Annotated in this window: 23 protein-coding genes; 13 read left to right on the top strand and 10 right to left on the bottom strand. The window is 72.4% G+C overall.

Annotation, left to right across the window (positions count from 1 at the left end; genetic code table 11):
* A complete protein-coding gene (gene purE, locus NCI01_RS11395) occupies window positions 1-537 on the top strand; it encodes a 5-(carboxyamino)imidazole ribonucleotide mutase (RefSeq protein ID WP_254181598.1) in 537 nt (178 codons plus the stop codon).
* Here purE and arfB read toward each other — a convergent pair.
* Window positions 534-968, bottom strand: a complete 435-nt coding sequence (arfB, locus tag NCI01_RS11390; protein WP_254181597.1) for an alternative ribosome rescue aminoacyl-tRNA hydrolase ArfB — start codon at window positions 966-968, stop codon at window positions 534-536. The two genes, purE and arfB, sit on opposite strands and share 4 nt — an antisense overlap.
* A 67-nt stretch (window positions 969-1,035) precedes the next feature.
* Here arfB and lhgD point away from each other — a divergent pair, with 67 nt between their 5' ends.
* From lhgD to NCI01_RS11375, 3 genes are read left to right on the top strand one after another with little or no spacing between them, the layout of a single operon-like run.
* Window positions 1,036-2,235 (top strand): L-2-hydroxyglutarate dehydrogenase, encoded by a 1,200-nt coding sequence (gene lhgD, locus NCI01_RS11385; protein ID WP_254181596.1) that lies wholly within the window; start codon window positions 1,036-1,038, stop codon window positions 2,233-2,235.
* Complete coding sequence (locus NCI01_RS11380) at window positions 2,232-3,233, top strand: Gfo/Idh/MocA family protein (RefSeq protein ID WP_254181595.1); 1,002 nt, start codon at window positions 2,232-2,234, stop codon at window positions 3,231-3,233. The genes lhgD and NCI01_RS11380 overlap by 4 nt, the downstream gene beginning before the upstream one ends.
* Window positions 3,230-4,114, top strand: coding sequence for a phosphotransferase enzyme family protein (locus NCI01_RS11375; protein ID WP_254181594.1), 885 nt, complete (start codon window positions 3,230-3,232; stop codon window positions 4,112-4,114). The genes NCI01_RS11380 and NCI01_RS11375 overlap by 4 nt, the downstream gene beginning before the upstream one ends.
* Here NCI01_RS11375 and NCI01_RS11370 read toward each other — a convergent pair.
* Entirely contained in the window at window positions 4,111-4,566 is a 456-nt protein-coding gene (locus NCI01_RS11370; protein ID WP_254181593.1) for a CoA-binding protein, read from the bottom strand. The two genes, NCI01_RS11375 and NCI01_RS11370, sit on opposite strands and share 4 nt — an antisense overlap.
* Before the next feature lie 128 nt (window positions 4,567-4,694).
* Here NCI01_RS11370 and trxA point away from each other — a divergent pair, with 128 nt between their 5' ends.
* The 4 genes from trxA to NCI01_RS11350 all read left to right on the top strand — a co-directional run bounded on the left by trxA (window position 4,695) and on the right by NCI01_RS11350 (window position 7,303).
* Complete coding sequence (trxA, locus tag NCI01_RS11365) at window positions 4,695-5,084, top strand: thioredoxin (protein WP_254181592.1); 390 nt, start codon at window positions 4,695-4,697, stop codon at window positions 5,082-5,084.
* 76 nt (window positions 5,085-5,160) lie between these two features.
* Window positions 5,161-6,333, top strand: a complete 1,173-nt coding sequence (locus tag NCI01_RS11360; protein WP_254181591.1) for an acyl-CoA dehydrogenase family protein — start codon at window positions 5,161-5,163, stop codon at window positions 6,331-6,333.
* A gap of 245 nt (window positions 6,334-6,578) precedes the next feature.
* Window positions 6,579-6,902, top strand: coding sequence for a hypothetical protein (locus tag NCI01_RS11355; protein ID WP_254181590.1), 324 nt, complete (start codon window positions 6,579-6,581; stop codon window positions 6,900-6,902).
* Window positions 6,899-7,303: a hypothetical protein gene (locus NCI01_RS11350; RefSeq protein ID WP_254181589.1), complete on the top strand. Its 405-nt coding sequence runs from the start codon at window positions 6,899-6,901 to the stop codon at window positions 7,301-7,303. Before NCI01_RS11355 ends, NCI01_RS11350 begins: the two co-directional genes overlap by 4 nt.
* Window positions 7,304-7,506: 203 nt before the next feature.
* Here the strand turns inward: NCI01_RS11350 and NCI01_RS11345 are convergent, their stop codons facing one another.
* A complete protein-coding gene (locus tag NCI01_RS11345) occupies window positions 7,507-7,944 on the bottom strand; it encodes a pyridoxamine 5'-phosphate oxidase family protein (protein ID WP_254181588.1) in 438 nt (145 codons plus the stop codon).
* Window positions 7,945-8,051: 107 nt separating this feature from the next.
* Between NCI01_RS11345 and NCI01_RS11340 the strand changes: the two genes are divergently transcribed.
* From NCI01_RS11340 to NCI01_RS11330, 3 genes are read left to right on the top strand one after another with little or no spacing between them, the layout of a single operon-like run.
* Window positions 8,052-8,885, top strand: a complete 834-nt coding sequence (locus tag NCI01_RS11340) for a universal stress protein (protein ID WP_254181587.1) — start codon at window positions 8,052-8,054, stop codon at window positions 8,883-8,885.
* A gap of 16 nt (window positions 8,886-8,901) precedes the next feature.
* Window positions 8,902-9,648 carry a dienelactone hydrolase family protein gene (locus NCI01_RS11335; protein ID WP_254181586.1) on the top strand — a complete coding sequence of 249 codons (747 nt, stop codon included), beginning with the start codon at window positions 8,902-8,904 and terminating at the stop codon, window positions 9,646-9,648.
* 34 nt (window positions 9,649-9,682) lie between these two features.
* Window positions 9,683-10,537 carry a DUF8832 domain-containing protein gene (locus tag NCI01_RS11330; protein ID WP_254181585.1) on the top strand — a complete coding sequence of 285 codons (855 nt, stop codon included), beginning with the start codon at window positions 9,683-9,685 and terminating at the stop codon, window positions 10,535-10,537.
* On the opposite strand, the gene NCI01_RS11325 is transcribed toward NCI01_RS11330, so the two are convergent.
* From NCI01_RS11325 to NCI01_RS11300, 6 genes are all read right to left on the bottom strand, one after another.
* Window positions 10,515-12,206, bottom strand: coding sequence for a copper resistance CopC/CopD family protein (locus tag NCI01_RS11325; RefSeq protein WP_254181584.1), 1,692 nt, complete (start codon window positions 12,204-12,206; stop codon window positions 10,515-10,517). The two genes, NCI01_RS11330 and NCI01_RS11325, sit on opposite strands and share 23 nt — an antisense overlap.
* Window positions 12,203-12,943 (bottom strand): YcnI family copper-binding membrane protein, encoded by a 741-nt coding sequence (locus tag NCI01_RS11320; protein WP_254181583.1) that lies wholly within the window; start codon window positions 12,941-12,943, stop codon window positions 12,203-12,205. Before NCI01_RS11320 ends, NCI01_RS11325 begins: the two co-directional genes overlap by 4 nt.
* A 62-nt stretch (window positions 12,944-13,005) precedes the next feature.
* Window positions 13,006-13,554: a hypothetical protein gene (locus NCI01_RS11315; protein ID WP_254181582.1), complete on the bottom strand. Its 549-nt coding sequence runs from the start codon at window positions 13,552-13,554 to the stop codon at window positions 13,006-13,008.
* Window positions 13,555-13,597: 43 nt separating this feature from the next.
* Complete coding sequence (locus tag NCI01_RS11310; protein WP_254181581.1) at window positions 13,598-14,023, bottom strand: DUF1707 SHOCT-like domain-containing protein; 426 nt, start codon at window positions 14,021-14,023, stop codon at window positions 13,598-13,600.
* Complete coding sequence (locus NCI01_RS11305) at window positions 14,020-14,736, bottom strand: PadR family transcriptional regulator (protein WP_254181580.1); 717 nt, start codon at window positions 14,734-14,736, stop codon at window positions 14,020-14,022. Before NCI01_RS11305 ends, NCI01_RS11310 begins: the two co-directional genes overlap by 4 nt.
* 231 nt (window positions 14,737-14,967) lie before the next feature.
* On the bottom strand, window positions 14,968-16,317 hold the full coding sequence (locus tag NCI01_RS11300; protein ID WP_254181579.1) for a hypothetical protein: 1,350 nt from the start codon (window positions 16,315-16,317) through the stop codon (window positions 14,968-14,970).
* 304 nt (window positions 16,318-16,621) lie between these two features.
* Between NCI01_RS11300 and NCI01_RS11295 the strand changes: the two genes are divergently transcribed.
* Both NCI01_RS11295 and NCI01_RS11290 read left to right on the top strand, forming a co-directional pair.
* Window positions 16,622-17,458, top strand: a complete 837-nt coding sequence (locus NCI01_RS11295; protein WP_254181578.1) for a DUF1028 domain-containing protein — start codon at window positions 16,622-16,624, stop codon at window positions 17,456-17,458.
* A gap of 312 nt (window positions 17,459-17,770) precedes the next feature.
* Window positions 17,771-18,976: an MFS transporter gene (locus tag NCI01_RS11290; protein WP_254181577.1), complete on the top strand. Its 1,206-nt coding sequence runs from the start codon at window positions 17,771-17,773 to the stop codon at window positions 18,974-18,976.
* A gap of 162 nt (window positions 18,977-19,138) precedes the next feature.
* On the opposite strand, the gene NCI01_RS11285 is transcribed toward NCI01_RS11290, so the two are convergent.
* Window positions 19,139-19,414 carry a hypothetical protein gene (locus tag NCI01_RS11285; protein WP_254181576.1) on the bottom strand — a complete coding sequence of 92 codons (276 nt, stop codon included), beginning with the start codon at window positions 19,412-19,414 and terminating at the stop codon, window positions 19,139-19,141.
* Window positions 19,415-19,573 lie beyond the last annotated feature (159 nt).

Genomic DNA, 19,573 nt, shown 5'->3' with positions numbered 1-19,573 from the left:
ATGAGTGACAGCACGGACACCGCAGCGAAGGTCGGCATCGTGATGGGCTCGGACTCCGACTGGCCGGTCATGCAGGCCGCCGGCGAGATCCTCACCGAGCTCGGCGTCGCGTGGGAGGCCGACGTGGTCTCCGCGCACCGCATGCCCACGGAGATGATCGAGTGGGGTCGCCAGGCGCACACCCGCGGGCTGTCGGTCGTCATCGCCGGCGCCGGGGGAGCGGCCCACCTGCCGGGCATGCTCGCCTCGGTGACGCCGCTGCCCGTGATCGGCGTGCCCGTGCCGCTGAAGTACCTCGACGGCATGGACTCGCTGCTCTCGATCGTCCAGATGCCCGGCGGCATCCCGGTCGCCACCGTCGCGATCGGCAACGCGAAGAACGCCGGCATCCTCGCCGCGCGGATCCTCGCCACCAGCGACCCCGACCTGCAGCAGCGCCTCGTCGACTACCAGGCCGGGCTCGCCGAGACCGCCCACGCCAAGGGCGACGTCGTACGCCGGGCGGCGGCGGGCGACACCCGCCGGGTGGGCTTCTAGTCCCGGTCGCGCACCTTCCCGCGCAGCGCCTTCGTCGAGCCCCGCTCCTTCTTCGCCTTCAGCCGTCGCTCCTTCGCGCCGCGGCTCGGCCTCGTCGGCCGGCGCGGCGGGGGCGGCGGTGCCAGCGCCTCGCGAAGCAGGTCGGCGAGTCGCTCGCGTGCCGCGACGCGGTTGCGGTGCTGGGACCGGTGCTCGGACGCCGCGATGGTCACCGTGCCGCCCGGCCAGCGCCGCAGCGCGCGCCGTCGCTGCGTGTCGGTGAGCGCCGTCGAGGACGCGACGTCGTACTCCAGCTCGACGCGCGAGTCGGTCGTGTTGACCGACTGACCGCCCGGTCCGGGCGACTTCGAGAAGCGCTCCACGAGCTCGGCCGCGGGCACGACGAGGCCCTCGGGCAGGCCCGGGCCGGCAGGGACGTGGAGGTCGCGCATCCCCCCATTGTGGGATGAATGGCGCCGTCGCTTGACGGCGACCGTCCGAGGGGCCACCGTCTGGCCCGTGGGGGAGCAGCGGGTGGGCGTCGTGGGTGGAGGCATCCTCGGCGTCGCGATCGCGCGCGAAGTCGTCCGTCGGCGCCCGGGCACCGAGGTCGTGGTGCTCGAGAAGGAGGGCCGGCTCGCCGCCCACCAGACCGGGCACAACTCCGGCGTCGTGCACGCCGGCATCTACTACAAGCCGGGCAGCCTCAAGGCCGAGCTGTGCGCGCGGGGCCGCGGGCTGCTCCGCGACTTCTGTGCCGAGCACGCGATCGCCTACGACGCCTGCGGCAAGCTCGTCGTCGCGGTGGACGCCGACGAGATGGGCCGCTTCGACGCCCTCGAGGAGACCGCCCGCGCCAACGGCGTGCCGGGCCTGCGCCGGCTCGCTGCCGGGGAGATCACGGACGTCGAGCCGCACGCGCGCGGGCTGGCCGCGCTCCACTCCCCGGAGACCGCCATCACCGACTACCCCGCGATCACGGACGCGCTCGCCGGTGAGGTCCTCGCGGCGGGAGGAGGCGTACGCCTCGGGGCTCGCGTGATCGGCATCCGGCGGGAGGGCGACACGGTCCTCGTGCAGGTCGACGGCGACGCCACGCCGCTGCGCTTCGACCACGTGGTGGTCGCGGCGGGGCTGCAGGCCGACCGCGTCTCCGCCCTCGTCGACGGTGAGCGCAGCCCGGCGATCCTGCCGTTCCGGGGGGAGTACCTCGGCGTCACGGCCGCGAAGCAGGACCTGGTGCGCGGCATGGTCTACCCGGTGCCCGACCCGCGCTACCCCTTCCTCGGCGTCCACTTCACCCGGCGGGTCGACGGCTCGCTCGAGGTCGGACCCAACGCGGTGCTCGCCACGCGGCGCGAGGGCTACCGGCGTCGCGACGTGTCGGCCGCCGACCTGCGTGACGTGCTGGCGTGGCCGGGGTTCTGGCGACTGGCGCGGGAGCACTGGCGCACGGGCGTCGACGAGGTCGTCGGCTCGGCGTCGAAACGGGCCTTCATGCGGTCGGCCTCGCGCTACGTCCCCGACATCGGCGTCGCCGACGTGACCCGCGCGGGCAGCGGCGTGCGTGCCCAGGCGGTCGACCGCGACGGCAGCCTCGTCGACGACTTCCGCATCACCCGGGACGACGGCGTCACCTGCGTGCGCAACGCGCCGTCACCCGGCGCGACCTCGAGCCTCGCGATCGCGGAGCACGTGGTGTCTATGGTCCTCCCATGACGACACGCTGGGGAATCGCCGCCACCGGTGGGATGGCCGCCGCCTTCGCCTCCGACCTCGCGCTCGTGGAGGACGCCGAGCTCGCCTTCGTCGGCAGCCGCGCGCCGTCCTCGGCCGCGGCGTTCGCGGAGCGTTTCGGTGCTCCCGGGGCGGGCACCTACCGCGACCTCGTCGAGGCCGGTCGCCGCGGCGACGTCGACGTCGTCTATCTCGCGACCCCGCACCCGCAGCACCACGACCTCGCGCTGGCCGCGATCGAGGCCGGCGTCCCGCTGCTGGTGGAGAAGGCCTTCACCGCCACCCTGGCCGGCGCGGAGGCGGTGGTCGCCGCCGCCCGTGCCGCCGAGGTGTTCTGCATGGAGGCGATGTGGACCCGCTTCCAGCCCGCCGTGGCCCACGTCCGCGACCTCGTGGCCGCCGGCGAGGTGGGGGAGGTGCTGCTGGTGCAGGCCGACTTCGGGGCCCAGCGCGACTTCGACCCCACCAGCAGGCTCTTCGACCTCGCGCTCGGCGGCGGCTCCGTCCTCGACCTCGGCGTCTACCCGGTGTCGTTGGCCCAGCACCTCCTCGGCCGCCCGGACCGGGTCACCACGACCGGCACGACCTACCCCAACGGCGCCGACCGGTCGGCCGCCATCCAGCTCTCCTACGACGACGGCCGGGCTGCGTCGCTCATCTGCACGCTCGCCAGCCAGACGCCCGGCCGGGCGATCGTCGTCGGCACCGAAGGATCCATCGAGCTCGTCCCGCCGTTCTACCACCCCAGCGCGCTCGTCGTACGACGCAACGGGGCCGAGCCCGACGACGTGGAGCGGCTGCCCACCGGGCGTGGCTACGTCCACCAGGCCGAGGAGGTGCAGCGCTGCCTGGCCGCGGGCCTCACCGAGAGCCCGTTGATGCCGCTGCAGGACACCCTCGACGTGATGTGGGTGCTCGAGGAGGCCCTCGGGCAGCTCGGCATCACGATGGCCGAGGCGACGGTCGACCTCGACGGATGAGGGACCCGAGCGAGCTGCTGGCCGAGCACTGGGAGCTGGCGGCGGCGCGGGTGCGTCCGCTGGGCGGCGGCATGAACTCCGAGACCTGGCTCGTCGAGCACCGGGGCAGGACCTACGTCGCCAAGCACGTCGCGCCGGCCGGTGTCGACGCCCTCCTGGCGGGCAGCGAGGTCGCCACCGCCCTCGCCGAGGCGGGTTTCGTGACCGGCCGGCCGGTGCCCACCCGTGACGGGCACCTCGTCGCGCCCGGTGCCGCGCTCGCGCTCCTCGAGCACGTGCCGGGGCGCGAGCTCGACGGCGAGTCGGACGAGGAGCAGGTGTGGATGGCGAGCGTGCTCGCGGGCGTCCACGCGGCCGGTGGACCCGCCCCGGGCCCGGACACCTCGGACTTCGCGGTCGACTGGCTCTCGCCCGACGCTCCCGGCGTCGCGGACCACCCGTGGCTCGTCGACGTCGTCGAGGCCGTGCGCGCCGAGACCGATCCGCTCGTCCTCACGTGGTCGGTGCTGCACACCGACCCGACGCCCGAGGCGTTCGTCCACGACGACGCGACCGGCGTGACCGGCCTGATCGACTGGGCCGGCGCCCGCCGCGGCCCGGTGCTCTACGACGTCGCCTCAGCGGTGATGTACCTCGGCGGGCGCGAGCACGCGTCGGCCTTCCTGGACACCTACCGGGCGCGCGGTCCGCTCGGCGACGCGGAGCTCAGCCACCTCGACGCCTTCCGCCGGCTCCGCGAGGCCGTCCAGGGCGTCTACTTCGCCGGGCGCCTGGCGACCGAGGACCTCACCGGCGGGGTCGAGCGCGCCGACAACCAGGGAGGGCTCGACGACGCACGGCGGCGTCTCGCCGCGCTGGGCGTGGACACCGGTCACAGCTAGCGGCCGCGCTTGCGCCACTCGATCGCCGGACAGGTGTCCATCACCATCGGCACGCCCGCCGCCGTCGTCCGGGCGAAGGCGTCCTCGTCGACGACCCCGAGCTGGAACCACACGCCTCCCGCGCCGACCGCGACCGCCTGGTCGGCGAACTCCCCGGCCGCCTCCGAGCGGCGGAAGACGTCGACCACGTCGATCGGCACCGGCACGTCGGCGAGCGTGGCGTAGCCCTGCTCGCCGAGCACCGCGGGTGCAGCCGGGTCGGCGAAGACCGGGTGCACGGGGACGATCCGCTTGCCGCGCTCCTGCAGCAGCGCGGCGATCGAGTACGCCGTACGGCCGGGGTCGCCCGACAGGCCGACCACGGCCCAGGTCTGCGCCTCGTCGAGCATGCGGTCGACGGTCGCCGGGTCCTGCCAGTCGCTGCTCACGGGGCCGGTCTTCGAGGTGGTCATGCCTCCACCGTAGGCAGGCGCGCCAGCATGACGTGGGGAATACCCCATGGGGTATGAGCGCTGCACTGGGTGAGGCGGCCGTCGGTCGCCCCGCCCGAACCGCAGGTCCCACCCAGCAGAGGAGCACCATGAGCACGACCGCCCTGACCGCCACCGACTTCCAGTCCACGATCGCCGTCAACGAGATGGTCATCGTCGACTTCTGGGCCTCCTGGTGCGGCCCGTGCCGCCAGTTCGCCCCGGTCTTCGAGGCTGCCTCCGAGCAGCACCCCGACATCGTCTTCGGCAAGGTCGACACCGAGGCCGAGCAGGCGCTCGCCGCCGCGGCCCAGATCACCTCGATCCCCACGCTCATGGCGTTCAAGGACGGCGTGCTGGTCTTCTCCCAGCCCGGCGCCCTGCCCGCCGCCGCCTTCGGGGAGCTCATCACCGCGGTCCGCGGCCTCGACGTGCAGGCCGCGCTGCGGGACGCCGAGGCGGCCGAGGCTGCCGACGCGGGGGAGCGCCTGGGCGCCTGACGGGGCCCGGCGGGGTGGCCATCGCCACACGCGCGACACCTGCTGTGCAAAGCATGGACGTCCTAGAATCTCGTCCATGAGCGAGTTCCCCCTCTACGCCCTCTCCGAGGAGCACCAGGCCATCCGCGAGGCCGTCCGCGCGCTGGCCGACGCCAAGATCGCGCCCCACGCCGCAGCCGTCGACGAGGAGGCGCGCTACCCGCACGAGGCCGCCGAGGCGCTGCTCGCCTCCGACTTCCACGCCCCGCACGTGCCGGAGGAGTACGGCGGCGCCGGCGCCGACGCGCTCGCCACCGTCCTGGTGATCGAGGAGGTGGCGCGGGCCTGCGTGTCGTCCTCGCTCATCCCGGCGGTCAACAAGCTGGGCTCGCTGCCGGTGCAGATCGCGGGCTCCGAGGAGCTCAAGAAGCACTACCTCGGAGCGCTCGCGCGCGGCGAGGGCGGCTTCTCCTACTGCCTCTCCGAGCCCGACGCCGGCTCCGACGCGGGCGGCATGAAGACCCGCGCGGTGCGCGACGGCGACGGGTGGGTGCTCGACGGCGTCAAGCGCTGGATCACCAACGCCGGCGAGTCGGAGTTCTACACCGTCATGGCCGTCACCGACCCGGAGAAGAAGACCCGTGGCGGCATCTCGGCCTTCGTGGTCGAGAAGTCCGACGAGGGCGTGTCGTTCGGGGCCCCGGAGAAGAAGCTCGGCATCAAGGGCAGCCCCACCCGCGAGGTCTACCTCGACAAGGTCCGCATCCCCGCCTCACGGATGATCGGCGAGGAGGGGTCGGGCTTCACCACCGCGATGAAGACCCTCGACCACACCCGCGTCACGATCGCCGCACAGGCGGTGGGTGTCGCGCAGGGAGCGCTCGACTACGCCCTCGACTACGCCAAGGAGCGCCAGCAGTTCGGCAAGTCGATCGCCGACTTCCAGGGGCTGCAGTTCATGCTCGCCGACATGGGCATGAAGGTCGAGGCGGCCCGGCAGATGACCTACGCCGCCGCCGGCCGCTCCGAGCGCGGCGACGACGACCTCACCTTCTTCGGCGCCGCGGCCAAGTGCTTCGCCTCCGACGTCGCGATGGAGGTCACCGTCAACGCCGTGCAGGTCCTCGGCGGCTACGGCTTCACCCGCGACTACCCGGTCGAGCGGATGATGCGCGACGCCAAGATCACCCAGATCTACGAGGGCACCAACCAGGTCCAGCGCATCGTGATGGCACGTCAGCTCCTTGCGGGGGTCCAGTCAGAGCTCTGACCTTCGGTTCCTCCGCGTCCGGGCTCACCGGCGGAGAGATCCGCGGCCGAGATGCGCTGGTGTCCCACGATCATGGACTATACCGCCGACAGCTCCTATCGGTGGGACCATGCCCTTGCTTACCGTTTCGTTGACATCCCGTGGAAATGGGAACACCGTTCCAGTCAGGACCGGCTGGAGCTGGTTCACAACGGGAGGACCCCGCACATGAAGCACATCGTCCGGCCGAGACCGTCGAACCACCCGTGACGACAGGGGACAAGGCGTGGGACAAGCGCTTCGGTGAGCCCAAGGCCGGCAAGGTGGGCGCGGACGAGATCAGCTTCGGCGGGTGCGGGTTCCTGCAGAACTGCATCTACTTCAACACGACCGACCAGCGGGCGATCCTCGCGGGCGGTGCGGCGGCGCTGGCTGCAGCCATCTGCCTCGGTGGTCCCGCCATCTGCGCGGTCGCGGCGGTCGTCTCGGCGGTGGCGTTCGTGTACCTCGGCAACCGTGGCATCTGCTCGAGCGGCAGGCGGCTGCGGGTGACGTGGTTCCCCTACGTCGGGAACGCGCAGTGCGTGTGAGGGACTGGTCCGACTGGACCACCCGTGAGCGCTGGGTGGTCGGGGTGATCGTCCTCGTGGCGGCAGCGGTCGTGCTGTCGCAGCTCAACGGGGACGGCACGATCGGGTCGGCCCTGGTCTACGCGGGCTTCATGCTCGGCATGGTCGGGCTCGTCCTGGCGTCTGCCGGGGTGTTCCGATCGGCGGGTCGACAGCAGGTCGTCGACTCGCGGCTCAGCACGACCCAGAGGGTGATGTTCGCAGCGGGCGTCATCGTCCTGGTCTGGGCGGCAGTGGATGCGGCTGGGATGGACGGTGGGTTCGTGCCGGCAGCGTTCCTGGCGTCGGCAACGATCGGCCTCGCGTACGTGACCGTCGTCGGCCTCGGAGCGATGGCCCTGATCCGCAGTCGGAACAGGTGATCACGCAGTAGCTCCACCAGGACGGAACGCTCGTTCCCCAGGGAGGGACGGGCGTTTCGTCATTTCGCGGCGGTGACGCTGGAACGCAGGACGGTGATCTTGTCGCTGGCGGCGGCTCGGTCATCAGTGACGGTGGCACGGCACACGCGAAGCGGTGGAAGGCCTGGGAGGCGGACGGTGCGCTGGTCCGAGCCCCGTCGGGCTCAGTCCGGTGTCATGTGCCGCCACGGACGGGACAGCTCGAACCGGCGCCCGCTGATCTCGGTCACGTCGACCTCGACGACGTTCCACTTCTCGGTGGCCACCCAGGGGCGGAGCGGGACGTTCTCGGCGCGGTGCTCCTCGTCCTCCTCGAGGCGGCGGGCCCGGCCGCGCATCACGATGCTGGTGGCGTGCTCGCCAACGATCTCGTCGACCTCGAAGGCGACGTCGGGGTTCATCACGACGCCGAGGAGCTTGGACCCCTCGGCGGTCCGGAACAGCAGCGATCGCCGGCCCGTGGCGGGGTCGTGGTCGACGGCGTAGTTGACGGGCGCGATGTGCACCTCGTCGGCGAGGTGGTGGGCCAGCCGGCCGAACTCGTGGCGCCGCAGGAACTCCCAGCACTCCTCGGTGCCGAGGCGGGTGATCGGCTCGTCCATGCAGCGACCGTACGGCGGCATGGCCGGGGTCGGCAGGGTCCTTGGACCCCACCGGGAGGGGACGTCCTCACCTGCCGCACCGCGCCCGCACGGCCGACGCTGGGCGCATGGACAGCACGCGGCACGCCACTCGACGGATCCTGGTCGCCTACGACGGCTCGGCGGAGGCCGAGCTCGCCCTCCGGTGGGCGGCGGAGGAGGCGCACGGCACCGGCCGCGGCCTCCACGTCGTCGCGGTGGACGACGTCCCCACCTCGCCGTGGGGCACGGCGGCGGTGCACCGCGGCGAGAAGGTGCTGGCCGGGGTCGAGGAGTCGCTGGGCGACCTCGACGTCGAGGTCGAGACGCGCGTCGGCCACGTGACCGGTGAGCTGCTGAGCGCCGCGGTCTCCGCCGACATGGTGGTGATCGGCAGCCGCGGGCACGGCCGCGCCGCGGACCTCCTCGTCGGCTCGGTGAGTCAGCACCTGGCGCGGCACGCGCCCGGCCCGGTGGTCGTCGTACGTCCCGCGCGCGCGACGGACTCCCACCGCATCGTGGTCGGCGTGGACGGCTCGACGGCGAGCTCGGCGGCGCTGGAGTACGCGTGTCAGCGTGCGGAGCGCACCCGCGAGACGGTGGTGGCGCTGCACGCCTGGCGCACCCACGCCCCCTCGACCGACGTGTGGAGCAGCGAGCCCCGCGACCTCAAGGGGCTGGCGCACCGCCAGGTCCTGCTCGCCGAGAGCGTGGCCGGGCTGCGGTCCGACCACCCGGACGTGGTGATCGAGCAGGAGGCCGTCCCGGTGGCGCCGGTGACGTGCCTGGTCGACGCGTCGCGCAACGCCTCGCTGGTGGTGGTCGGCTCGCACGGGCTGGGCTACTTCGGCGGCCTGCTGCTGGGCTCGGTGAGCCAGGCGGTGCTGCAGCGCGCGGAGTGCCCCGTCGCGGTGGTGCGCTGAGGCTAGCCTCGGGAGGGTGCCCACCCTCACCCTGACCATGCCCGACGGCGACGCCGAGGCCTACCTCGCCACCGCGCCCGGCGGCGCACCTGCGCCGGGCGTCCTGTTCGTCATCGACGCGATCGGGCTCCGGCCGCGCATCGAGGAGATGGCCGACCGGATCGCGTCGTGGGGCTACACCGTGCTGGCCCCCAACGTCTTCTACCGCGACGGGAAGGCAGCCGAGCTCGCACCCAGCGCCGACCTCCGTGAGCCCGGCGCGCGCGAGGCGTTCATGCCCGGCGCGATGGAGCGGGTGCGCGGCCTCACGACCGACCTGCTCGCACGCGACCTGCCGGCCTACCTGTCCGCGCTGCGCTCGCGTCCCGAGACCGCCGGGGAGGACGTGGGCGTCACCGGCTACTGCATGGGCGCCCGCATCGCCGTGCGGGCCGCCGGGATCGACGCGGGCGTCGTCGCGGTGGGCGGCTGGCACGGCGGGGGCCTGGTGACCGACGGACCGGACAGCCCGCACCACGCGCTCGCAACGGCCCGGGCCGCCTTCGCCTTCGGGCACGCCTCCCACGACCGGTCGATGCCGCCCGAGGCCGTCGCCGCGCTCGGCGACGCGATCACCGCCGCGGGCCTGCCCGTGGTCAACGAGGTCTTCCCCGGCCCGCACGGCTACTCCATGGCCGACACCTCGGCCTACGACGAGGAGTCGGCGGAGCGCCACTTCGCCAGCCTCCGGACGCTGCTCGACTCCACCCTCGCGCACCGGTGACGCCGGTCAGGGGCCGTGGGGCAGGATCGTCCGCGTGAAGCCCGCAGCCCGCCACGCACTCCTGCCGGTCCTGCCGCTCGTCGTGGCCGTGGCCCTGCTGGCCGGGTGCAGTGCCGGGGACGGCGGCCAGGTGGAGGCCGGTCACACCCACGCGCCCGGCCAGGGCCACACGTCCCTCGCCGTCGGCGACGGCACCCGCGTCAGCGAGGTCGGCTACTCGCTCGCCGACCTGCAGGTCCGCGAGCGGCCCGACGGCATCGGGGAGCTGCGCTTCCGCATCGACGGCCACGACGGCGAGCCGGTCACCGACTACGTCGAGGAGCTCACGAAGGAGCTCCACCTCTACGTCGTCAACGACGACCTCACCGTCTTCCGCCACCTGCACCCCACGCGCGACGAGGACGGCACCTGGACGGCGCCGTTCGACGTCCCCGACGCCGGTGGCTACCGGGTCGTGACCGAGTTCGTCGCGGTCGACGAGGGCGGCAACGGTGACCACGTCGTGCTGGGCCGTCCGCTCGCGCTGCCGCCGGGCGACCCCGGCGACACTGCCGCGGAGGACCGGGCCGTCTCGGTGGCGGTCTCCGAGGCCCCGACGGCGGGTCCCGACGGCGAGCTGCGGCTGGTCGTGCGCGACGCCGAGGGCCGGCCCGTCGAGCTCGGCACCTACCTCGGCGCCTACAGCCACGTGACCGGCTTCCACCGCGAGACCGGTGCGATGGTGCACCTGCACCCGCTCGCCGCGCCGGAGGCCACCGAGGCCGGCTCCGAGCTGACCTTCCACGCCGAGATCGACGATCCCGGCGACTACCGCCTCTTCGCGCAGGTGCGGGTCGACGGCTTCCTGCACACGGTGCCGGTGGAGCTCACGGTCGAACGCTCAGCGTGAGGGTCGTGACCGGGTTGTCGAAGCGGCTCAGCGCGATGCCGACCTGCACCTCCCACTCGCCGGCACGCGGCAGCACCACCTCGCCGCGGTAGGTCCCGGCGGCGATCGGCGTCACCACGACCGTGCCGAGGTCGAGTCCCTCGGTGCGGAGCGAGACGACCGGGTTGGCCGGTGGGTCGTAGGGCTCGCCGTCGGCGTCCTGCACCTGCACCAGGAGGGTGTTGGAGCCCGTACGCCGCGGGTCCAGCACTGCCAGCACCCGCAGGTCGCCGGCGGTGGCCGCGCCGACCCCGGTGGTGCCGGACGCGGCGGTGACGGGCTCGGGGCGCGGCGACTGGTTGACCAGCACGCCGGTGACGCCGAGCAGCGCGGCGAGCAGCACCGCCTCCACGCGAACGGTCCGGGTGACCGCAGCGGCGGCGCGCTCGCGGTGGCCGAAGCCGACCGCGCGGGTGACGGCCGGCAGGGTGCGCCACCGGTTCCAGCCGCCGAGGCCCGCGACCAGCAGGGCGATCGCGACCTTGGCGAGGAGCAGCCAGCCGTAGCGCGTCTCGACCAGCCCGGACCAGGACCCCACGATGCGCCAGGCCAGGAAGGTGCCGGTGGCGGCGACGGCCAGCAGCAGGCCGCCGGCGAGGGTCGAGAACCGGGCGAGGGTGGTCGCGGCCAGGACCTCGCGGCCGGCGAGCGCCGGCAGCGACACCACCAGTCCGACCAGCCCGCCGAGCCACGTCGCGCCCGCCACGAGGTGCAGGACGTCGGCCGCGACCAGCAGCGCCGACGGGTCGAAGGCCCGGGTGTGCCCGACCACCGACGGTCCCGCGAGCGCCAGCACCGCGCCCGCGGCCAGCAACCGGCCGCGCGTGCGGTCGGGAGGCGCCTCGGAGGCCGACCCGACGGCGACGCCCAGCCCGACGAGCACCAGCGCGGCACTCACCAGCTCGTTGACGACCAGGCCGGGGTCGAACGCCGGCACGACGTCGGCGAGCTCGAGCCCCTGCCCGTAGACGGCCGCGACGGGCACCTGCAGCACGATGCCGGCCGCGCCCGCCCCGGCGGCGTACGTGAGGAGGCGGCGCAGCCGCGCGCGCGTCTCGGTGCCCGGCCAGGTGCGGGGGAGGACCAGCGCCAGGAAGAGCGCGAGGCCGGCGGCGAGGAGCAGGCCGACGTAGGTGAGGACCGTGACGGCGTCGCGGACCACCGTCACGGCGGTCGACGAGCTCTGCGGCTCGGGGGTCGCCGTCACCGACGCCGAGGGGGCGCCGACCGAGAAGGTCAGCGCACCCGAGATCGGGTGGCCGTCGCCGGAGAGCACGTTCCACGACACGACGTAGGTGCCGTCGGCGAGGTCGGCCGCACCGGTGAGGCCGACGGTCACCTCGGTGCCGCTCGCCCGGGAGGTCGCCTCGACCTGGTCGCCCGCCGCGTCGTAGACCGCGATCTCCTGCGACGTCAGCCGCACCGGCTCGTTGAAGGTCAGCGTGACGGTGTCGGGGGCCGTCGCCACCACGGCGCCCTCGGCAGGGTCGGTGTCGATCAGCTCGGCGTGTGCCGAGGCCGGAGCGGCGCCGAGCACGACGAGCGCGAGCGCGACCAGCGCGGCAGCGACCCGGACCCACCCCGCAGGGAGGGCCGGGCGCCGCCGCACCGGTCGGGCTCGCGACGTCACGACGACGAGCGCGTCCGCGCCAGGGCGAGGCCGCCGGCGGCCAGTCCGAGCAGGCCGGCCACGAGGCCTGCCCACCCGAGCGCCGGCGACGCGTCGCCGGCGTCCGCGGCGACGGTCTCGTCGGTGGACCCCTCCGGCGCCTCGGCCGCCTCGTCGGCGGCGGGCTCGGCGGACGCGTCGTCACCGTGGCCGCCCGCCTCGGCGGCCACGATCTCGAAGGCCGGCGCCGGGCTCTCGAGCTCGTCGGGGTCCTGCCCGTCGGCAGGGACCTCGACCCAGCCGGTCTCGCCCTTCTGGCAGGTCTGAATCGTCGGGAAGCTCAGCGTCTCGCCCTCGGCGTCGGGCAGCTGGAAGGACAGCTCGAAGGCGTCGCGCTGCCCGTCGGGGAGCGGCGTGGTGGCGGTGTAGACGATCGACGCGGTGCGCTCGGTGACCTCGTTGCCGTGGGCGTCGGCCACCGGCTCGTCGAGCTGCTCGATGGTCTTCTCGACGTCGTAGAAGGGGTGGCGGCTCGGGGTCACCGAGAGCACCGACTCCGGGACCTGGATCTCGATCCTCGTGGTGGGCGAGCCCTCGCAGCCGTGGCCGACGCTGAACGTGACGACGGTGTAGGCGCCCGCCGCGGCCGTCGACGGCGTGGCGGTCACGTGCGCGCTCGCCGGGGCGGCGAACGACAGGGCGACCGCGGCGGTGGCGGCCGGGAGCGCGGCGAGGCGCGCGAACGTACGGATGGACATGTCTCTCCTGAGGTGTGGTGCGGGTCGTCGGGGTCGCGTGACCACCCGAGCCCGGACCGGGCTCAGGTGGGCAGGACCACCGGAGGGGGACCCCGCCTCGGGGAGACGAGCAGGAGGACGAGCGAGGAGCGCGTCGTGGCACCGGACGGCCGGTGCCGCACGCGCGCGGCGACCGGGAGGGGCGGGTGCGCGTGGACTGAGACGGCGCAGGACGCCGCGCGCCGCCCGACCCACCACAGGACGGCCGTCAGCAGGGTGACGAAGGCGTGCGCCCCGACCATCTGCCAGGACCAGCCCTGCCCCCCAGCGGCGACCGCGGTGGTGGCGGTGTGGTCGTGGGCGGCGACGAGTCCGAAGGACTCGTGCACCCCGAGCTGGGCGAGCGCGACCGCCGGCAGCAGGGCCCAGCCGGGCACGTCGCGCCGGAAGACCAGCAGGCTCGCGCCCAGGACCACGGCGGCGACCAGCGCCAGGCCGGGGCCCGTCGGGACGTCGCCGCCCGCCCAGGTGTGGGCCGCCGCGGCGCCGGCGACCGCGACGGTGGTGGCCGCGAGCGCGCGGGCGAGGGCGTGTGGGGCGCGTGCCCGTACGACCCTCGCCTCCCACGTCACGGGCCCATCGTCGCAGACGGGACCGCCCTACGGGCGGCTCGGCCTACCAGCCGTGCGAGCGCCCGTGGCGGCGGTAGTCGGCGCGGCCCGGCGGGGGCGGTGCCCACGGACCACGACGCCGGTGCATGAACCACATCAGCGGGAAGATGAGCAGGAACAGCGGCGCCTCGACGAGCACGCTCAGCACGATCAGCACGGCCAGGACCGGGAGCAGCGGCACCCGGAAGCGCGGCCCGGGACGGCCGGGTGCGCGGGCGGGCGGACGCGCCGGCTGCGCGGGCTGGAGCCGCGGCAGGTCGTTGAAGAGCAGGGCCAGGTCGGCACGCGTGCGCGCCGTCCAGATGGCGTCCAGCCGCTCGTCGTACTCCTCGTGGTCGAGGCGCCCGTCGGCGTAGTGCATCGCCAGGTCTGCCATGGCACGCTCGCGATCGCTGTCAGCGATGCGCATGCGCGGGTCCGGCACGGTCATCGCTCACCGTCCCGTCCGTCCGCGAGGATGCCGTAGAGCCGGCGACGGGTGTCGACCAGCACGCCGAGGGCGGCCTTCCTCTGCTGCTCCGAGCCCTGGGTGGCCAGCTGCCAGACGGCGCTGACGACCTGCCCGATCTCGCTCTTGATGTCCGCGTGCCCGGACGGCTGGTCGGCCGCGACCTCCTCGGTGCGGGCGAAGGGAGCCCACACGGCGGCGAGCTCGGTGCCGTTCTCCTCGGCCCAGGCCGTGCCCGAGTCGGTGAGGCGGATGGTGCGGCGGCCGTGCTCGTCGTCCGACTCCACGAGCCCCTCGTCCTGCAGCTGCTGGATCGTCGGGTAGACCGAGCCGGGGGAGGGGCGCCACTCGCCGTTGCTGAGCTCGGCGATCTCCTGGATGACCTGGTAGCCGTTGATCGGCTCGTCGGCCTTGCGGGCGCGGTGCAGCACGTCGATGATCGCGGTCCTCACGTCGCCGCGGCGCACGCGGGCGCCGCGCTGCTGCGGGCGCTGCTGGGCGGTGGCGAAGCCGAAGATCTCGCCGAGCCACGGCGGGGGACCACCGCGGTGGCCGCGCCCGCCGCCGGAGAACGCCTGCCCCCAGCTGCTCCAGTCAGACGTCCCGCGCGGCCGGCGGTAGTCCGGCTCGCCGCCGTTGCCTTGGTTGTTCTCGTCGTTGCCGGGCCAGTCGGTGCCGGGCCATTGGTGTCCCATGTCGTGCTCCTCGGTCGGTGGGGGATGTCGGTGAGCGGGTACGTCGTGATCTATCGGTGACGTATCGCGATATATCGCGAGCGTACGCCGGAGGTTGGGGGCGGACAAGGGGGATCAACCCGGAACCAACCCTGAGATCGGTCCCGGGACCGGTGCCCGGCAGCACTCCGCGCGCGACGGGCGGGCACGATGCGTGCTCCAGCTCCGGTGCGTCCTAACCGGCCGGCGCGGTCAGGCGGTTCGGTACGCGACTGGTGCCGTGAAGTAGAGCTCTACCCCGTCCTGGATGGCCTCTGCCATGGCTGTGCCCCGTTGCTCGGGGAGCCGGTGCGTCCCCGTGTGGTCGACGAGGAACGCCTGGCCGTGGGGTGTGCGCCAGAGGTGGCGTCCGGGGCCGACGACGCGGGTGGTGTACCCGCCGTGGGTCTTGGTGCGGTGGTGGCGTCGGCGGAGGGGGCCGGAGTTATGAGGACCGGTCTGGCCGGGCGGACCGGTGTCGTCGTAGGGGATGGCGTGGTCGTAGTCGACGCCGTCGCGAGTGGCGGTGCGTGGGGTCCAGGGGAAGCAGTCGCCGCCCGTCTGGACCCAGACGTGGTCCTTGACCACCTCGGGGTGCTCGTATGCATCGACCCGGCTGCGCTGCGCGAGGTCGAGGACGGGGGTGAGGCTGATGTCGGCGTTGCCGAGGACCTCGTGGAGCTGTCGCACGTCGATGGGGCCGACGCCTTCGATCCGGGCGACTCCCCGCCCGGTGCGGAGGGCGTCGTCGGTGAGGTGGACGAAGAGACGTCCGCGGCCGCGGAGCATGGCCAGCTTGCGGGCGGGGAGTGAACAGAGCCGGTCCACGGTGTCGGCCATGTGGTCGGGCGCCCATGCGGGCTGCTGGGGTTCACCGGTCTCGGTGTCGGTGTCGGCGCCAGGTCGGGTGTGTTCGAGGAGCAGCTTGAGGAGGTCGACAGGGCGCGCGAGCCAGCCCAGCGCCAGAGAGCGGAGCTCGTCGTGGTTGTGGTCGTGGCCCATGGTCTCGGCGAGGATCTCGGCGACGCGCTCGACCATGGCGTCGATCCAGGCGGCGTCGCCGGCGGTGACGCGGGCAATGATGAGGCGGTAGCCGAACTCGTCGGTGCGCGACAGGCGGACGTAGCGCTCGTGGCGGGACCGTTCCTGCTCGGCGCGGTGGGTCTCGGGGTCGGCCTCGATGACCTTGGCTCGCGCGATCTCGAGGACGGTCGAGGGCGCGTGGCCGCCGATGGCCTTGGCGACCGCCCGGTCGACGCGGCCGACCTGCTCGGTCAGCAGGGCGCGGGAGATGACGGCGACCTTGCGGGCCACCCACGGCTCGCATTCACCCGCCTCGACGACGGCCCAGATGAGCGGCAGCCGGTGGACGAGGTCGAGCCCGTCGGCGATCAGTGCCCGTGTCGTCGCGGGATGGGTCTCGCGGACCATCGCCAGCTCGGGCACCGCATGCTCGCGCAGCGAGGGAGTCCCGTCGCCTCCGGGCGTGACCATCGGGTCACGATCGTCGCGAGGATGCCCGTTGACGACCGCCCACTCGATCGCGAGCCGGATCTCCGCCACCTCGGCGAGGCGACGTGTTCGAAGGGCCCCTGAAGCAAGCTCCAACAGTTCCTTCGCGCTCGGCGCGCCAGCCGCGGAGGGCGGCTGATCGGAAGAGGCGGAAGGTGACATGCTCCGATTCTATCGAACATACGTTCGTACAACAATGGTTAGGGCAGGTGGGGATAGCGCAATGGCGGCGGAAGGACGCCGGTATCGGCATGAGGAAACCGCAAACGTGCCCGCAAAGCTGCCCAGGAAGTCTCCTCCTGAGCGCTAGCAAGCAACTGCCTCAAGGAGGCTCGCTGGGCACTAGGGTCACGGCATGACCTTCTCGATCGTGGCTCGCTCCGACGACGGTGAGTCCTGGGGCGTCGCGGTCGCGTCCAAGTTCTTCTCCGTCGGCTCGGTGGTACCCGCCGCTCGCGCCGGGGTCGGCGCGGTAGCCACCCAGGCGTGGGCCAACGTCGCCTACAAGGACGCCGCCCTGGCACACCTTGATACGGGTGGGAACGCTGCCGTGGTGCTGGAGCGATTGCTGGGTGAGGACAATGGGAGAGAGCACCGTCAGGTCGGCATCGTGGACCTCGACGGCAGGGCTGCGACGCATACCGGGTCCGAGTGTCTCGACTGGGCCGGCGGGGTCACCGGCGCCGGGTACGCGATCCAGGGCAACATCCTCACCGGCGAAGAAGTCATGACAGCGATGCAAGCCGCGTTTGAAGCAAGTGAGCCGTCGACGCCGTTGGCGGAACGCCTGCTGGCGGCGCTGGCCGCCGGCGACAACGCTGGCGGAGATGCCCGGGGCCGACAGTCAGCCGCGCTGTTGGTGGTAAGGGACGGCGCCGGGTTCGACGGCGGTGACGACCTGGAGATGGACTTGCGCGTCGATGACCACCCGCACCCCATCGACGAGCTGGCTCGGTTGCTGGGGGTGCAGCGTCGGCTCTTCCACACCAACGTCCCGGAGGCGGAGCGCACCCCGGACACGCCGGAGCTCATCGCCGAGATGGACGCCCGCGCCCGAGCGCTGGGGCTCCGGTCGTTCGCGTTGTGGATAGGTCTCAACAACTACGAACACCTCGGCGGCGAGGACTGGACCGCCACTCAGCTGGTCGAAGAGCTGCGGGCGGCGACACCGGACTGGCAGCCTGACGCGTAAGAGGTGCGCGAGACCATGCTGCGCACGCTAGGAAAGCGGCGTGAGTCTCGGCAGATCCGGACGTTCGTGGCCGCGCCGACAAGCGGCGGAATGCCGCACAGTCACAGGTGGATCGCGGAAGATGTGGATTTCGGGATGCCTGTTGAGCAGTCGTCTATCGAGACCGCCGCACCTGGCGCGGGTATGCACTAGCCTCGCGGCGTGACCTGCATGAAGCACTAGGAGAGCCCGGCGTCGTCGAACGGCGCATCCGGAGCCTCCCGTTCTCAACCTCCGTTCGTGCGGAGGTCTTCATGCATTGGAGATTGTTCGATGTCCAGCACCACCCGTGCTGGGAGTTATCGCGTCCTTCTGAACGATCGACCGCTGCGCCGCGCCTTCATGGTGGGCTTGGCCGGTCGCTCCGGTTACGCGTTGCTCCCACTCTGTCTACTTTTCAGCATCGCTGATTCGTCTGGCTCGTTTGCAGTCGCAGCGACCGCCACTGCGGTCTTTGGCATCGGCGGTCTCGTAATGCCCGTCCAAGCCCGGTTGCTCGACCGACTGGGACAACCCACCGTCCTTCCGCTGGTCGGTCTATGGTTCACGGCCTTTCTCGCCGTGGCTGCTTCCTCGGCGGCAACCGGCGTGCAGCCCGCCGCGTTCTGGATCGCCCTGTGTCTGGCCGGAGGTGTCGGAGCCCCATCACTCGGACCCGCCATGCGAGCGCAATGGCGTGAAGCCACGCCCGATGATCAGCGTGAGCCTGCGTATGCCTTAGACGCGATGGCTGAGGAGGTTCTCTTCCTCGTGGGCCCACTCGCGGCATCGGTCATTCTGTTCGTTGGTCAAGCTTGGTGGGGCGTTGCAGCAACAGCGGTTCTGATGCCCATCGGCATAGCCGGTCTGGTGCGGTCGCCGTACACCCCTCAACGCCAGCCCGCCATGGCCGGTGTTCGTGAATGGATGGGCCCATTTCGACGGTCGGGCTTCAGACGTCTCATGCTGATGATGGCCTTGGTGGGGCTCTCAGCAAGCGCCTGGCTCACCGTCCTTGCTGGACTCGCCGACGCGCAAGGGCGAGCCTCGGTCGTCGGTCTCGTGGAGGCGGCCACCGGCGCTGCATCCGTTCTCGGCGCCTTGTGGTGGGGGCGACGCAGTTCACATTTGCCGTGGCCCAAAGAGGTCTCACTCCTCGTGGCCGCCTACATTCCACTTGCGGCAATCTGCCTGATGTATCCGAGTCTGTGGACGATCGCTGTCACGCTCTCCATCACAGGCTTGGTCATGGCACCCATCTACGTCGTGGCGTATGCCGCAAGTGATCACGAGACCGACGCCCGCCACCACACCGAGGCCAGTACCTGGGTGAACTCCGTGACCAATGTCGGCACATCGCTTGGCGCCGTAGCCGCCGCATGGCTCTACACCCACACGGGCCCAGCCGCAGTCTTCGTGGCGATCTTCGCGGCCCTTCTCCTCCTGCTGGCGGCTGCTGCGCAAACTCGTGAAAGGAGCGATCCCGACACCGTTCTCTGAGATTAATCAGGGGGCCTCTGGCAGTGGCTCAGAGGTCTCCCTGATCGCTCATCGACGATTGATCCCCCTGTCACTGTCACTGTCGGATCCGGCCATCTGCACGGCACCGACAGGCGGCGGATAGACGCGACTTGACGGCGCGAGGAAGAGGCCGGCCAGCGTTCAGTCGGCGACCGCCCGACGCGCGATGCGGACAAGACGCTCGAAGTATGGCTGGGCGTCAACCGGGAAGAACTCACGGGACTGAGCCAACTGGTCTGCGGCCTCGCGCAGCGAGCGCTTCTGCGCGCCGTCTAACCGATAGCGGCTCGCCCAAGCAAAGATGTCGGCGTCGATAAGGGCGGGCTCAACGGTGCCGTAGAGCGAACCCTTTTCGACACCTGGCGGGAATGGTGCAGCGCGATGCTCTGCGAGCTCGTCTGCCTGCGAGTCCTCCATCACCGAAGAGTAGCTGCGGGAGGATCAATCGAGGCCCCGATGGAGACGTTGTGGCGCGGCGGGAAAACGCACGTCGGTCGTCCCCTCGCGAGGCCCGTCCGCTGTGCTCCGCCTGCACCGCGTGTCTCCCCAGTGGCCGCTGTACGCCGAGGGCCACTT

It is taken from the genome of Nocardioides pinisoli (genome assembly GCF_024199985.1).
Lineage (GTDB): Bacteria > Actinomycetota > Actinomycetes > Propionibacteriales > Nocardioidaceae > Nocardioides > Nocardioides pinisoli.
The sequence above is the reverse complement of the archived record's forward strand: the minus strand, read 5'-3'. Positions and strand labels throughout refer to the sequence as shown.

Coding starts and splice junctions, on each gene's coding strand:
- purE (WP_254181598.1), top strand. CDS start 1: ATGAGTGACAGCACGGACACCGCAGCGAAGGTCGGCATCGTGATGGGC.
- arfB (WP_254181597.1), bottom strand. CDS start 968: ATGCGCGACCTCCACGTCCCTGCCGGCCCGGGCCTGCCCGAGGGCCTC.
- NCI01_RS11380 (WP_254181595.1), top strand. CDS start 2,232: ATGACGACACGCTGGGGAATCGCCGCCACCGGTGGGATGGCCGCCGCC.
- NCI01_RS11375 (WP_254181594.1), top strand. CDS start 3,230: ATGAGGGACCCGAGCGAGCTGCTGGCCGAGCACTGGGAGCTGGCGGCG.
- NCI01_RS11370 (WP_254181593.1), bottom strand. CDS start 4,566: ATGACCACCTCGAAGACCGGCCCCGTGAGCAGCGACTGGCAGGACCCG.
- trxA (WP_254181592.1), top strand. CDS start 4,695: ATGAGCACGACCGCCCTGACCGCCACCGACTTCCAGTCCACGATCGCC.
- NCI01_RS11360 (WP_254181591.1), top strand. CDS start 5,161: ATGAGCGAGTTCCCCCTCTACGCCCTCTCCGAGGAGCACCAGGCCATC.
- NCI01_RS11345 (WP_254181588.1), bottom strand. CDS start 7,944: ATGGACGAGCCGATCACCCGCCTCGGCACCGAGGAGTGCTGGGAGTTC.
- NCI01_RS11340 (WP_254181587.1), top strand. CDS start 8,052: ATGGACAGCACGCGGCACGCCACTCGACGGATCCTGGTCGCCTACGAC.
- NCI01_RS11320 (WP_254181583.1), bottom strand. CDS start 12,943: ATGTCCATCCGTACGTTCGCGCGCCTCGCCGCGCTCCCGGCCGCCACC.
- NCI01_RS11310 (WP_254181581.1), bottom strand. CDS start 14,023: ATGACCGTGCCGGACCCGCGCATGCGCATCGCTGACAGCGATCGCGAG.
- NCI01_RS11305 (WP_254181580.1), bottom strand. CDS start 14,736: ATGGGACACCAATGGCCCGGCACCGACTGGCCCGGCAACGACGAGAAC.
- NCI01_RS11295 (WP_254181578.1), top strand. CDS start 16,622: ATGACCTTCTCGATCGTGGCTCGCTCCGACGACGGTGAGTCCTGGGGC.
- NCI01_RS11290 (WP_254181577.1), top strand. CDS start 17,771: ATGTCCAGCACCACCCGTGCTGGGAGTTATCGCGTCCTTCTGAACGAT.
- NCI01_RS11285 (WP_254181576.1), bottom strand. CDS start 19,414: ATGGAGGACTCGCAGGCAGACGAGCTCGCAGAGCATCGCGCTGCACCA.